The 13195-nt window shown below is 42.0% G+C and carries 10 protein-coding genes; 8 read left to right on the top strand and 2 right to left on the bottom strand.

Annotated features, from left to right (window positions below):
- The 5 genes from M5U24_RS17525 (at window position 1) to M5U24_RS17505 (ending at window position 6631) form a co-directional block, all read left to right on the top strand.
- Entirely contained in the window at window positions 1–828 is an 828-nt protein-coding gene (locus M5U24_RS17525; RefSeq protein WP_099324546.1) for a cytochrome b N-terminal domain-containing protein, read from the top strand.
- Window positions 829–853: 25 nt separating this feature from the next.
- Window positions 854–1009, top strand: a complete 156-nt coding sequence (locus M5U24_RS17520) for a hypothetical protein (RefSeq protein ID WP_164994551.1) — start codon at window positions 854–856, stop codon at window positions 1007–1009.
- A 3-nt stretch (window positions 1010–1012) separates the two neighbouring features.
- Window positions 1013–2713, top strand: a complete 1701-nt coding sequence (locus M5U24_RS17515) for an FAD-dependent oxidoreductase (protein ID WP_099324547.1) — start codon at window positions 1013–1015, stop codon at window positions 2711–2713.
- 220 nt (window positions 2714–2933) lie between these two features.
- Window positions 2934–3767, top strand: a complete 834-nt coding sequence (locus M5U24_RS17510; RefSeq protein WP_099324548.1) for a cytochrome C — start codon at window positions 2934–2936, stop codon at window positions 3765–3767.
- Between the two features lie 23 nt (window positions 3768–3790).
- Window positions 3791–6631: a c-type cytochrome gene (locus M5U24_RS17505; protein WP_099324549.1), complete on the top strand. Its 2841-nt coding sequence runs from the start codon at window positions 3791–3793 to the stop codon at window positions 6629–6631.
- Between the two features lie 572 nt (window positions 6632–7203).
- Here M5U24_RS17505 and M5U24_RS17500 read toward each other — a convergent pair.
- Together M5U24_RS17500 and M5U24_RS17495 are read right to left on the bottom strand one after the other, a co-directional pair.
- Window positions 7204–8328 (bottom strand): tetratricopeptide repeat protein, encoded by a 1125-nt coding sequence (locus M5U24_RS17500; RefSeq protein ID WP_298203148.1) that lies wholly within the window; start codon window positions 8326–8328, stop codon window positions 7204–7206.
- 274 nt (window positions 8329–8602) lie between these two features.
- Window positions 8603–8926 carry a hypothetical protein gene (locus M5U24_RS17495; protein ID WP_099324551.1) on the bottom strand — a complete coding sequence of 108 codons (324 nt, stop codon included), beginning with the start codon at window positions 8924–8926 and terminating at the stop codon, window positions 8603–8605.
- A 578-nt stretch (window positions 8927–9504) separates the two neighbouring features.
- On the opposite strand from M5U24_RS17495, the gene eno reads away from it, so the two are divergent.
- The 3 genes from eno to M5U24_RS17475 are packed head-to-tail and all read left to right on the top strand — an operon-like array spanning window position 9505 to window position 13149.
- Window positions 9505–11412, top strand: coding sequence for a phosphopyruvate hydratase (gene eno / locus M5U24_RS18550; protein WP_338140602.1), 1908 nt, complete (start codon window positions 9505–9507; stop codon window positions 11410–11412).
- Window positions 11388–11927: a septum formation initiator family protein gene (locus M5U24_RS17480; protein ID WP_099324553.1), complete on the top strand. Its 540-nt coding sequence runs from the start codon at window positions 11388–11390 to the stop codon at window positions 11925–11927. The genes eno and M5U24_RS17480 overlap by 25 nt, the downstream gene beginning before the upstream one ends.
- Window positions 11893–13149 (top strand): glutamate-5-semialdehyde dehydrogenase, encoded by a 1257-nt coding sequence (locus M5U24_RS17475; protein WP_099324554.1) that lies wholly within the window; start codon window positions 11893–11895, stop codon window positions 13147–13149. Before M5U24_RS17480 ends, M5U24_RS17475 begins: the two co-directional genes overlap by 35 nt.
- Window positions 13150–13195 lie beyond the last annotated feature (46 nt).

Genomic DNA, 13195 nt, shown 5'->3' with positions numbered 1-13195 from the left:
ATGGAAAATCCGCAGAAAGATACATTTTTCAGAAAATACAAAAGGCTTTTAAAAGAAGAAGGATTCTTTAGTGCAGTCCGCAACAGCGTCTTTCGGTCAAAAGTATGGGAGTCTGTTTTCCGGCATGGTTTTTCAGACACGCCTAAAAACAGGATGTTAAAGGTCATTTCCAATGTTTTCCTCCATTTGCATCCCGCAAAGGTAAAACGACACGCACCGCAATTTAAGTTTACATGGTGTATGGGGGGCATTAGCTTCTTCCTGTTTTTAACGCTTACAGTTACCGGCGTACTATTGATGTTTTATTACCGGCCTACGGTACATGATGCGTATTGGGATATAAAAGATCTTGAATATCAGGTGCCGTTTGGGGCATTACTGAGGAATCTGCATCGATGGGCAGCGCATTTAATGGTAATTACGGTGTGGCTGCATATGTTTCGCGTTTTTGCAACGGGTTCGTATAAACCGCCAAGAGAATTTAATTGGTGTGTCGGCGTTGTTCTGCTGGTGGTTACCCTTCTCCTGAGCTTTACCGGTTATTTGCTTACATGGGATCAATTGGGTTTCTGGGCTGTTACGGTCGGAACAAACATGGCGCGTTCCACTCCATTGCTTGGCCATGAAGGACCTTTCGGGGAACAATTGGGTATGACCGCCCACAATGATATACGTTTTGCCCTTCTGGGCGGTTCGCTGGTTGGAAGTAATGCGTTATTAAGGGCGTATGTATGGCATTGCATAGGACTTCCATTAATTATCAGCATATTTATGATGGTGCATTTCTGGCGAATTCGCAAAGACGGAGGCATATCAGGGCCGCTTTGATAGTGTTATTTATCGATTTCAAATTATGGAAAATATATGGGCTATTATAACTAAACCGGATAACATCCCCATTGTGGCATTGATCTTTTTGCTGTGTATCTTCTCCTTTATTACCTTTCAGCAGGCATTCAGAAACGATCGAAGGCTGAAACAAGAGGAACGCCGGAAAGGAGAACAGTGATCTATGGAATACACGCTTATCAAGACAGATGATCATTGGTTTCGGCAAAATATCAATTGCCAGTACGCATGTCCCGTCAACACTCCCGCAATGAATTATATAGAACTTATTGCCGAGGAGAATTTCGATGCATCATTAAACCTTAATTTTATGGCAAATCTCTTTCCCCCTATTCTCGGAAGGGTTTGCACCCATCCTTGCGAAACCGCGTGCAGGAGAGGAGCAATTGACAGCCCCATTGCCATATGCACTCTGAAAAGAAGTGCCGCTGATTTTGCCCTTCATCCATTTCCCCAAAAAAAAGTTGCCGTTAAAAAAACCGGCAAACGCATCGCAATTATTGGTTCAGGCCCATGCGGCCTTGCGGCAGCCCATGATTTAGCGGTAAAGGGGCACGATGTTATTATATATGAAGCGCTGCCGGTTGCAGGGGGCATGCTCAGTGTGGGAATCCCCCCCTATCGTCTGCCGCGCAGCATAATAGAGAATACGCTACAATGGATAAAGGGGTTTGGCGTTGAAATCCTTATAAACACACCGGTAAACACGCCGGAAAAGTTTGAGGAACTCTTACAGACATTTGACGCCGTGTACATTGCCGCCGGCGCACATAAATCATCCCGCATGGATATTCCCGGCGAAGACCTGGAAGGGGTAATACATGGCGTTTCCTTTATGAAAGAAACCAACCTTGGCACAATAAAAAACGTTCCGAAAAGCGTGGTGGTGATCGGGGGCGGCTTCACAGCTATCGATTGCGCACGTACATCTCTAAGGCTGGATGCCGGAAAGGCATCGATTGTGTATCGGAGAACCAGGGAAGAAATGCCGGCGGGCGAGATGGAGGTTCAAATGGCGGAAGAAGAGGGCATTGAAATGCTTTGCCTGACTTCTCCTGTCAGGCTGATTGGAAAAGACGGAAAAGTTACGCATATAGAATGTGTAAGGAATGAACCTGGCAAACCCGATGAATCCGGACGCCGCAGACCGGAGGTTATTGAAGGGAGCAATTTTACCATACCTGTAGATTTGGTTATCCCCGCCATCGGGCAGGCGCCGGATATTGTATTCCTTTCAGAACGACTGGGCGTAAAGGTCAACAAATGGGGGATGCCTTTAATTGATGAAACAGGCATGACGTCACGGAAAGGGGTATTTGCAGGCGGAGACTGCGTGACGGGACCCCGCAATGTAATTGAGGTGATTGCTGACGGAAGAAAGGCGGCAGGTTCGATACATACTTTTTTGACCGGACAGGAAAAGGGAGATTATCAATTTTATTATAAACACCAAAGCCCTTCAAAAAGAGTCTCCGATTATGAAGTAGCTCCCAGACAAAAGCAGGAATCGCTTCCCCTGGACAAAAGAGGCTGCTTAGACGCCGAATCAGAACTGGGATTTTCCATGGAGAATACCCTGAAAGAGGCAAATCGCTGCCTGCTTTGTCATTACAATATATTTATCGATGAGAAGTGCATATTATGCGGCGGTTGCATCGATGTTTGCCCTTACAATTGCATATCGATGGTTTCGCGTGAAAATATTTCGTTGCCAGATTCCTTACGCAATGAAGAAAACATCCCCGAAGAATGGGATGCCGCAATGATAATAGATGAAGAAAAGTGTATCCGGTGCGGATTGTGCGTTAAACGTTGCCCCACAAGGGCAATTACCATGAAACGCTTCGCCTATTCAGAGGGGTAATATTTCTATAAAAATACGTTGGCTGATCACTGCAAAAAAAAGCAGGGGCGAAGCATTTGCCGTAAATTGTCATAAATACATTCATACCCAAACGGGCAAATGCTTCGCCCCTACCCTATGCGACAAACATCGCTATTATTGGAATTTTTCAAAAAACTAAAGTGTTGCAAAAAATGTAACAGCGGCAAAAACAGATTGAAGACCTTTTTACGAAACAGATATGAGTAATAGCGAGGAAAATAAAGAAAAGAAAGACCGGCATCGCGCCCTTGCCTTTATAAAAGGCAAGACGTTTGCCAGGGAAAAAGATATTGATATATCGGAAGATGAAATAGCCACATGGCCATTCTTGATAAGAAAAGAGTTCCTGGCGGCTATTATTTGCACAATCATACTCATCGTCTGGTCTGTCCTGTTTGACGCTCCCCTTGAAGAAATTTCAGACCCTACCATGACTCCAAATCCTGCAAAGGCACCCTGGTATTTTCTGGGATTGCAGGAAATGCTTGTTTATTTTGACCCATGGATTGCCGGCGTTATTTTCCCGATGCTGATAATTGCCGGGTTAATGGTCATTCCCTATGTGGATAGTAATCCAAAGGGGAATGGTTATTATACCTTTAAAGAAAGAAAATTTGCGATGCTGACCTTTTGCTTTGGGTTTCACGTCTTATGGATATTGCTGATCATCGTCGGGGTGTTTATGCGTGGACCAGGCTGGTTGTGGTTTTGGCCATGGCATGAGTGGGACCCACATCGGGTTGTTGCGGAAACAAATTATGATCTGACCAGCCTTATAGGGATCAGGTCGAATTCTTTGCCGGGCTTTATGCTTGGCGGGTTAGTGTTGTTTGGTTATTTTTATTTGGGGATATCCTTCCCCTACCGGTTTTTAAAACGCAGAAAAAGTTTGGCTATAGAGAAGCTCGGGTTCATTAGATATACAATCGTTGCCTTCCTCTTTCTCTGCATGATGGCGCTTCCGATAAAAGTATGCCTGCGATTGGTGTTTCACATAAAATATATCTGGGTGACCCCCTGGTTTAACATATAATTTTCTATTATTTACGTGTGATTATGGAAACCGGAAAAGTACGAAAAAAAGAAAAGAGAGAAGAGGAAAAGTCCTATTCGGCGGCGTTTGCGGTTGTAAGCTTTATCCTTGCTGCAGTTGCCTTGTGGGCAGTAGTGAATGAAGTAGTTGACAGACGGCCATGGAAAAAATATCAAAAGAAATTTTATCAGTTGGAATATGAAAAAGCAGGGGAAGAATACACAAAGTCAGTCGCCATTTTCGAGAGTCCCGAAGTACAAAAAAAATATACGGAGGCAAAAGAAAACCTGAAACATGCACAGGATGCCTTCATTGCTCCAGCAGTACAGAAGGAGTATCAAAACCTGTTAACCGAAGAAAAGCGCGCCGGACAGGAAGTCGAGTCATTGAAATTTCTGTCCGTGGTGGCACGAAATAAAATCTCTGAGAAAGAATACCTTTATGGGAAAACGCAGAATGAACAATTGAAAGAAGAAATAGCTGCGCTGGAAAAAGAAAATGAAGAACGTGCCATGAAACGGAAGGTGGCTGAAAACCGGCTTGCATTAATCAGGACAAGGCAGGGAGAATTGAAAAAAGATGTTATAACTTATACAAATGAATTAGATTCATACACTTCGGGAGTAGCGTATAGCAAAAACAAATTAAATAAATTCAAAACAGCACGTACAGGTCTCCAGGTATACCAAACCTATCTGGAAGATATAAATATAGTTGATCGATGCATGTCCTGCCACCCCGGCATAGATAAACCTGAAAGTGTTTCAGAAGAACAGCCATATGCAAGCCATCCCGACAGACAATTATATCTGGGAAATCACCCGCCTGAAAAATTTGGCTGCGTTTTATGCCACGAAGGACAATCAAGCGCAACATCAGGGGTGAAAAAAGCGCACGGAGAGGTTGAATACTGGCTTACTCCAATATACCGCGGTGTCGTTGCGCAGGCCTCATGCATCAGATGCCATAATGGTGTAAGGGAAGTAAAGGGGGCAGAGGTACTTTGGGAAGGGAAAAAGTTATTCGGGGAACTTGGTTGTTATGGTTGCCATGATACAGAAGGTTTTGGAGAGTATAAGGACAGAATTATAGGTCCCGGTTTGCGTAATATTAAAAACAAGGTAAAACCCGGATGGTTAACTGACTGGATAAGAGATCCAAAGGCTTTCAGGCCAACCACCCGAATGCCGGACTTTAAATTGTCCGAAGAAGAATCCCGTGCAATAGCAGCATATCTATGGCAACACGCTGACAATGCGGAAGACGATAATGACGAAATAATCCGGCTTACCGGGGAAGAGTACGAACGTGGCGATTTCCTTTTTGAACAAACAGGCTGTTTGGCATGCCATAGTTATGAAGAAGGGGCGGAAAGAACGTTTGCCCCCAATCTGGCAAAGACTGGCGCAAAGATGCGCGATATGTATCTGGTTGAATGGATACTCAATCCAAAAAGTAAAGAACCACTTACAAGGATGCCAAATTTCAGGATAGACGACGTAAATGCCCGCCTCATCGCCGGATATTTAATAGGCAAAACAAAACAACCTTCTGACGATGATGAAACTAAGAATATTGAATGGTTAACAGACAAAAACAAGGCGCGCACGGGCGAGGCTTTAATCAAAAGATATGGCTGTTTTGGATGCCATGAAATTAAGGGCATGGAAGGACTTGGCAAAATTGGCGCAGAATTGTCCGATATCGGATCGAAACACATACCCTTATTCGATTTCGGGCTTTTGGAAAAAAAGATACTTGGCGAGGCAGGGCTGAAACATTATACGGAAAACATTGGCGAGGCAAGAAGGGCATGGTTGCAGGCAAAATTGCAGCACCCAAGACAGTTTGACGAAGGGAAGTATAAAAAGCCGGAAGACCGGCTGAAGATGCCAGACTTTAGATTGTCCGTGGAACAGATAAAAGCGTTGGTCATCTTTCTTTCAGGATTAAGGGATGAAAAATTGCCGGAGAAATATGTTGCGTCGTTATCTGAGAGACAAAAGGTAATTGCGGAAGGCAGGATGATTATAAACAAATACAATTGCTCCGGATGCCATCAGTTTGATTTGGACAGAATATATCTTAACGATGGTATAGAACTTTCGGGAATGGTAAAAATAGAAGAGGATGACGGCGTTTATTTTCAATTAATGGAAGATAACGAGCGCTACGGGCACAAAGCCGGTGAGGTGGTATTTATTGCAGCAGAAGATGTTGTAAAACAGGACAGAGTAACGGAAATTGAACTGGCGAACCGGATTATAGCATATCATGTGGAAGAAATAGGCATCATGCCTGAAGAGGCACGGGTCTTTGTGCCACCATTATTATACGGCGAAGGGAAGAAAGTACAATGCGAGTGGACATTTGCGTTTTTAAAAGAACCCTTTGATCTCAGACCCTGGCTTGACGTAAAAATGCCATCGTTTGACATGTCTACCGAAGATGCAACGAAGCTGGCTATATTTCTTGCCGCAAAAGATGGGGAACAATACCCTTATGAGTATATCGAAGAAACAAAAAAGGGATATATAGAAAAAAAAGAACTGGCATTTCCCGGGTATCTCGAAGCTGCGAAAAAGCTATTCGAATCTGAAAATGTTCATTGCCTGCAATGCCATATCAGAGGCAGTAAAATGCCGGAAGGGGAGCCCGCAGACTGGGCGCCTGATCTAATGCTTGCAAAGACACGGCTCAAGCCGGAGTGGATTAAGAAATGGCTTTTAGACCCGCAATCGATTCAGCCGGGAACAAAAATGCCTAAATTTTTCAGAGAAGGAGAATTTCAGGAATATATTCCCGGAACACCTGAAGAACAGGTAGAGGTTATGAAGGATTTTTTGATGAACCTTTGGGAATAGCACTACAAAGAAACAACCATGACAGGGTTAATGCACTGCCAATTTTTGTGCTGGACGTAAGAATAAAATGTCGCTTTAGGTAACACTTTAGTTTTTTGGAAAACGTATCACCTAATAGAGCGCAAAATATTGCATCTCTCTACCGTAGGAGCAAGCAGTCTCCCTGTCAATCATTCATTTTACAGGTTGCTCCTGACGGAGCTATTTATCCTAAGCTAGCATAGCCAGAACTAAACAAGCACGAAATACGAAAGATGCTCTCGTTTAGCATTTCAAATAATACTCTCGTTCCCAAGCTCTGGCTTGGGAACGCAATTGTTTGAGAAGCTCCAGCTTCGCCTGGAAAAAAAGAATGAAAAATGCTACCGATGATATTTAAAAATATCTTTCGGTGCTTCATCTTACCCATTTAGTCCACATACAAAGTTTAAACCGAATAATTATGACGAAAGGGAAGCGGGAGCTTCCAATGCATTTACGTTCCCAAACCGGAGCTTGGGAACGAGCGCTTTTACTTTTTAAAGAATATAAACTGTTAGCGCTTTAGTTATTATTCAAGGTTAACGCAAGGGTTATTTCGCCTCCAGTTTTTTAATTGCCTCTAATACTTTCGACCTGTCGGTTGGGTTTGTCGCATATTTAACACAATTCCGGTATTGTTCGAGGGCCTTTGCCGTGTTCTTTTTTGCTTCATAGAGGGCAGCTATGGTAAAATTGGATTCAAAATCCGCCGGGTCGATATTCAGCACTTTTTTAAAAGCATCCATGGATGCCTCTCCTTTGTCCTCCAGTAGATACAACACTCCCAACTGTTTGAAATATTTAGCCTGGTTCATAGGGTATATTGTTAATGCATGATTGTAGACTGTTATTGCTTTTGAAAAGCTACCGGCAATAACATAGGCATTGGCAAGTTCGTGAAAGAGGTCTAACCCTAAAAAGGACATGTACCTTATATGTTCTTCATTGCCTGAATCAAATAAATGTATTGCCTTTTCTCCCGTTTTTATTAAACGGTCGATTTTTTCAGGATTCTCCAGATAATGGGAAAATAACGTATATTGCAGAACAAACTCTTCCGGCATATCAGAAACAAGTTCCAGTAATTTGTTTTCCGTTTCCTGATATGTGAATTTTCCCTGATAGTAACTTTCTATGATATCTTCGGCAGTTTCCATTACTTTGTCTGAAAGGCAAAGTCTTGTGATTTGCTGCACAAGTTTTTCAAACATTTCCGGAATTTTCTCCGCTGACTCGCATTCCCCCACCAATGCACCCACCGTTTTATCCTTCATCTCCTGCAGTCTTACTGTTTCTATTTCCTTTGCATTTATCACTTCGATATCTGCCCGGTATCCTTCGCCAAATTGGGAAAGACTGCCTTTTATCCCGAAATCTGCATTTAATTGCTTTGTCATTTTTACTACTTTTTCCCACTCAAAACTAAAAAAAAGGTCTATAATATCTTTATTACTAAAGTTTGAACCTTTTTCCACGTTGTCAATCTTGTAGAAATTATGCAAAACAGTTTTTCTCACATAATGGTAAGTACGTTTCTGGTCTATTACGCTAAAAAGACCAGACCGGATTAACTCGCTTTGTATAATACGTTCCACCCCTGCAATTTGACTCTCTGATCCAAGGTTATACACAAAGGGAAAGATAACAACCTTATATTTTTGTTCCTGCGCAGGCAAGGTTTGCGCTGAAAAGATAAAAAAAGTAATAGTGAATATTAATGATGTATAAGTTTTTTTAACATTTTTAAGGGCATCTTTTTATTAAAGGGATTATCGGTATTGAGTTTATTTTAAAATAAATAAAAAAAGCCCGATCATTTGTAGTTAATACAAATTAGCAGGCTCTTATTACCACTCCGGGATTTACGAGAAAGTAAAAACATGTTTAAAATGGATTCGGAAGGGTGCCGGGAGATGACTACCGCAGTTTTTGTATTTGGCAAAAAGTTTTTTATGCCTTGTTTTTGAATGCAGCTATTATTTTATCCGCCACTTCTTCTGATATTTCCTCTTTTTCATAAAACCCTGTTTCCAGTTTTTCTTTTACTTCCACTAATTTTGCAGACCTTGTATCCGATACTTCGTTTTTAACGATTGCTTTCAGATTTTCAATTTTTTCGCTAAAAATCCTGGACTCCTGAGAAATGCTAACGGCGTCTTGTTTTTCGGAACTGGTATTCCCCTCTTTCTCTCTGTTTTTTACCGGCTTATTCGCTTCGTAACGCTTCAAGCCAATACTTTTCAGCATGGAGGGGTCGCTCGTTATTCTATCCATAGTACCTTCCTTAATATTCAAAAATGTTTTTTTAAGTTTGTAGATTTAAATTTCGCACTGTACAGAACAAATAAAAGGCGCGTTTAATATCATTTTTAGTTAAATTTTGCCGCCATTAAAAATTATATCTTCATTGTATCGTTATTCAAAACTTTATTCTCTCAGAACCGTATACGTTTATTGTGGTGCAACGCTAGTTTTGATATCGGCAAAAATGGGCACTGATTTAGGTTTTTATCAAAGTATTTTTGTTTCTCTCTGATAGTAGGTTTTTTGAAACCGTAGGGACGAAGCATTTGCTATAACGGGCAGACATGCGTTCATGCTCAAACGGCCAAATGCTTCACCCCTACACCGTGCGGCAAATATCGTTATTATTGGAATTTTTCAAAAAACGAAATTGATACAATTTAGCGCATGTTTTCCACGTATAAGATATATATAAAATGATTAGAACAGCAGTCTAACAGAATATATTTGACATCAGCCAAAAAATGTGCTATAGAGGAATTCATGTTTTTTTAAAGTTCGTAACTTACATTCTATCAATGATATACATATAAAACAGGAGCTGTCAATTGACCATTATTTATAGTATTAAAGCAAGAGAGATTTTGGATTCAAGGGGAAATCCTACCGTAGAAGTCGATGTGATTTTGAAGAATGGAATTATGGGCCGTGCCGCCGTGCCTTCCGGAGCTTCCACAGGAAAAAGGGAGGCCCTGGAACTGAGAGATACTGATAAACCTTCACGATTTATGGGCAAAGGGGTTCAGACTGCGGTTAAAAACGTAAATGAAATTATTTCTCATAAACTCGAAGGAATGGATGCAACCCGCCAGGTAGAGATTGACAACCTGTTAATACAATTAGATGGCACCAAAAACAAAGAGAAACTCGGGGCAAATGCTATTTTAGGCGTTTCGCTTGCAACGGCAAAAGCGGCTGCTAATGCATTGGGGGTTCCCCTATACCGGTATATTGGCGGTACGAATGCAAAGGTTTTGCCCGTCCCCATGATGAATATCCTGAATGGCGGCAAACATGCCGACAACAATCTTGATATACAGGAGTTTATGATTGTGCCGGTAAATGCGGACAGCTTTGCGAACGCCTTGCGCACCGGCGCAGAAATATTTCATACCCTTCGCTCTGTTTTAAAATCAAATGGATACAACACTAATGTTGGAGATGAGGGCGGTTTTGCTCCGAATTTGAAAACTAATGAAGAGGCGATTGATTTGATTCTTCAGGCGATTAAAGACGCCGGGTATAGTGCGGGAAAAGATGTTTATCTTGCGTTAGACTCTGCTGCCAGTGAATTTTATCAGGAAGGAAAATACGTATTGCGCACAGAGGGTTGCAAGAAAAAAACAAGCGATGAAATCATCGCCCTTTACACGGAATTTTTGAATAAGTATCCTATTTGCAGCATTGAGGATGGTTTGGCGGAGGACGATTGGGATGGTTGGGTTAAACTTACCAATCAACTGGGAAAAAAGGTTCAAATCGTAGGAGACGACATATTCGTTACAAATACGGAAATCCTGGCAAAGGGGATTGAAAGAGGCGTAGCCAATTCCATTTACCGGTATATTGGCGGTACGAATGCAAAGGTTTTGCCCGTCCCCATGATGAATATCCTGAATGGCGGCAAACATGCCGACAACAATCTTGATATACAGGAGTTTATGATTGTGCCGGTAAATGCGGACAGCTTTGCGAACGCCTTGCGCACCGGTACAGAAATATTTCATACCCTTCGCTCTGTTTTAAAATCAAAGGGATACAATACTAATGTTGGAGATGAAGGCGGTTTTTCTCCGAATTTGAAAACTAATGAAGAGGCGATTGATTTGATTCTTCAGGCGATTAAAGACGCCGGGTATAGTGCGGGAAAAGATGTTTATCTTGCGTTAGACTCTGCTGCCAGTGAATTTTATCAGGAAGGAAAATACGTATTGCGCACAGAGGGTTGCAAGAAAAAAACAAGCGATGAAATCATCGCCCTTTACACGGAATTTTTGAATAAGTATCCTATTTGCAGCATTGAGGATGGTTTGGCGGAGGACGATTGGGATGGTTGGGTTAAACTTACCAATCAACTGGGAAAAAAAGTCCAAATCGTAGGAGACGACATATTCGTTACAAATACGGAAATCCTGGCAAAGGGGATTGAAAGAGGCGTAGCCAATTCCATTTTAATCAAGGTCAACCAAATTGGCACTTTAACAGAAACGTTAGATGCAATTGAACTGGCAAAGACGAATGGCTACTCAGTCGTCATTTCTCATCGGTCAGGCGAAACAGAAGATTACACCATCGCAGACATAGCAGTAGCCACCAATGCCGGCCAAATAAAAACCGGTTCACTAAGCAGGACGGATCGTATATGCAAATACAATCAACTTTTACGTATAGAAGAAGACCTCTCGGATAACGCAATATATGGAGGTAAATTATGCAGACTGCAAAAACAGGTATAGAGCATGGCAATCATTTTCGGGGAAATCTTTTTTGTGAGAAAAGAGAGGAAAAACCCTTTTATTTCGGCAAATACATCCTGATTACCCTTGTCACCTCATTTGTCGTAGTACTCTTCTCCTACCTAATTACGCATGCCCGTCAGGAAAGATTTCGTATGTTAGAAACAAAAAGGATTCTTGAGGGACATGTGGTACAATTAAGATTGGAAAACGACAGTCTCGAGAGCGAGTATTCCTCTTTACAGAAAGACCCTCTCCGTATTGAAAAAGAAGCGCGTGAACAATTAGGATATTTTGCGCCTGGAGAGGTTTTTTATGATAAGTATCGTTTTAATATAAAAAGCGTCCCCGGAAAAAAGCCCGTTGCTGCAACTGCCCCAAACCGGTGGAAATCATTCCTCTTCGACGGGTCTTTTCCATGGCAGCTTCCTGCCATGATAATTCTTGTTACCGCCGCATATTATCTGATTACCTACTATTATGAATATAGAAAATTATATAAATCAAATCGTTAGAGATGCGAAAAGCGCTTCGCGGCGTATTGCTACGGCAAGCACAGCGTTAAAAAATACTGCACTTGATTATATTGCGGAAGGCATAAATTCCTCTGCGGATTTCATTCTAACGGAAAATAAAAAAGATGTGCTCGCCGCAAAACAAGCCGGACTGTCAGAAGCGATGATTGACCGCCTATCCCTGACCGATAAACGTATCAACGCAATGGCTGACGGTGTAAGGCAAATCATTCATCTTGCCGACCCTGTAGGAGAAATTATTCATGGGCATACACGGCCAAATGGTTTGCAGATAAAAAAAATACGCACACCAATCGGCGTAATTGTTATTATTTATGAATCACGGCCTAATGTGACCGCCGATGCTGCGGCATTGTGTCTGAAAGCAGGAAATGCCGTTATATTAAGGGGTGGGAAAGAGGCGATTCATTCTAATATTGCGCTGTATAAAATACTTACTGCCGCTTTGGAAAAGGCAGGACTCGATAAAAACGGCATACAGCTTGTCGAAATTACAGAGAGGGAGGCGATTGATTATTTACTTACGTCTGACAAATATGTTGACGTCGTCATTCCTCGTGGCGGAGAAGCACTCATCCGTACCGTCGTTGAAAAATCGACCATCCCTGTTATAAAACACTATAAAGGCGTTTGCCATACCTACGTGGATGAATTTGCCGATCTGAAAATTGCCGAAGAGGTTTGTTTCAATGCCAAGGTTCAGCGGCCTGCAACCTGTAATGCAATGGAGACGATGCTGGTGCATGAAAATATCGCTCCCGTTTTTTTGCCAAAAATAGCGAAAAGATTAGTTGATTCCGGCGTGCAATTGCTGGGTTGCAAAAAAACATGTACCTTTTTAGATACGATAAAACCGGCAACGGACGAAGATTATCATAATGAATACCTGGATATGGTGTTAAACATAAAAGTAGTGGATTCAATAGATGACGCTATTTCTCATATAACAAAATACGGTTCAGGTCATTCAGAGGCAATCATCACTACCAATTATAGTAATGCCCTGCAATTTACCGGCGAGGTAGACGCCGCAGCGGTATACGTCAACGCCTCTACCCGTTTTACCGATGGCTATGAGTTTGGCATGGGGGCTGAAATTGGCATTAGCACGGATAAACTCCACGCCAGAGGGCCAATGGGACTTGCAGAACTTACCTCCTATAAATTTGTGGTTTTTGGAAACGGTCAATTGCGGGAATAACTGTGATGGACGATGGACGAATTGGGAGATATGATTTGGATTTTAA

This window comes from Candidatus Kuenenia sp., from assembly GCF_027493735.1.
GTDB classification, from domain to species: domain Bacteria; phylum Planctomycetota; class Brocadiia; order Brocadiales; family Brocadiaceae; genus Kuenenia; species Kuenenia stuttgartiensis_A.
The sequence above is the reverse complement of the archived record's forward strand: the minus strand, read 5'-3'. Positions and strand labels throughout refer to the sequence as shown.

Bases quoted from the DNA above. Each gene is read 5' to 3' on its own strand.
- M5U24_RS17520 (WP_164994551.1), top strand. From the start codon at position 854: ATGGAAAATATATGGGCTATTATAACTAAACCGGATAACATCCCCATT.
- M5U24_RS17475 (WP_099324554.1), top strand. From the start codon at position 11,893: ATGAATATAGAAAATTATATAAATCAAATCGTTAGAGATGCGAAAAGC.
- M5U24_RS17495 (WP_099324551.1), bottom strand. From the start codon at position 8,926: ATGGATAGAATAACGAGCGACCCCTCCATGCTGAAAAGTATTGGCTTG.
- M5U24_RS17515 (WP_099324547.1), top strand. From the start codon at position 1,013: ATGGAATACACGCTTATCAAGACAGATGATCATTGGTTTCGGCAAAAT.
- M5U24_RS17480 (WP_099324553.1), top strand. From the start codon at position 11,388: ATGCAGACTGCAAAAACAGGTATAGAGCATGGCAATCATTTTCGGGGA.
- M5U24_RS17505 (WP_099324549.1), top strand. From the start codon at position 3,791: ATGGAAACCGGAAAAGTACGAAAAAAAGAAAAGAGAGAAGAGGAAAAG.
- M5U24_RS17510 (WP_099324548.1), top strand. From the start codon at position 2,934: ATGAGTAATAGCGAGGAAAATAAAGAAAAGAAAGACCGGCATCGCGCC.
- M5U24_RS17525 (WP_099324546.1), top strand. From the start codon at position 1: ATGGAAAATCCGCAGAAAGATACATTTTTCAGAAAATACAAAAGGCTT.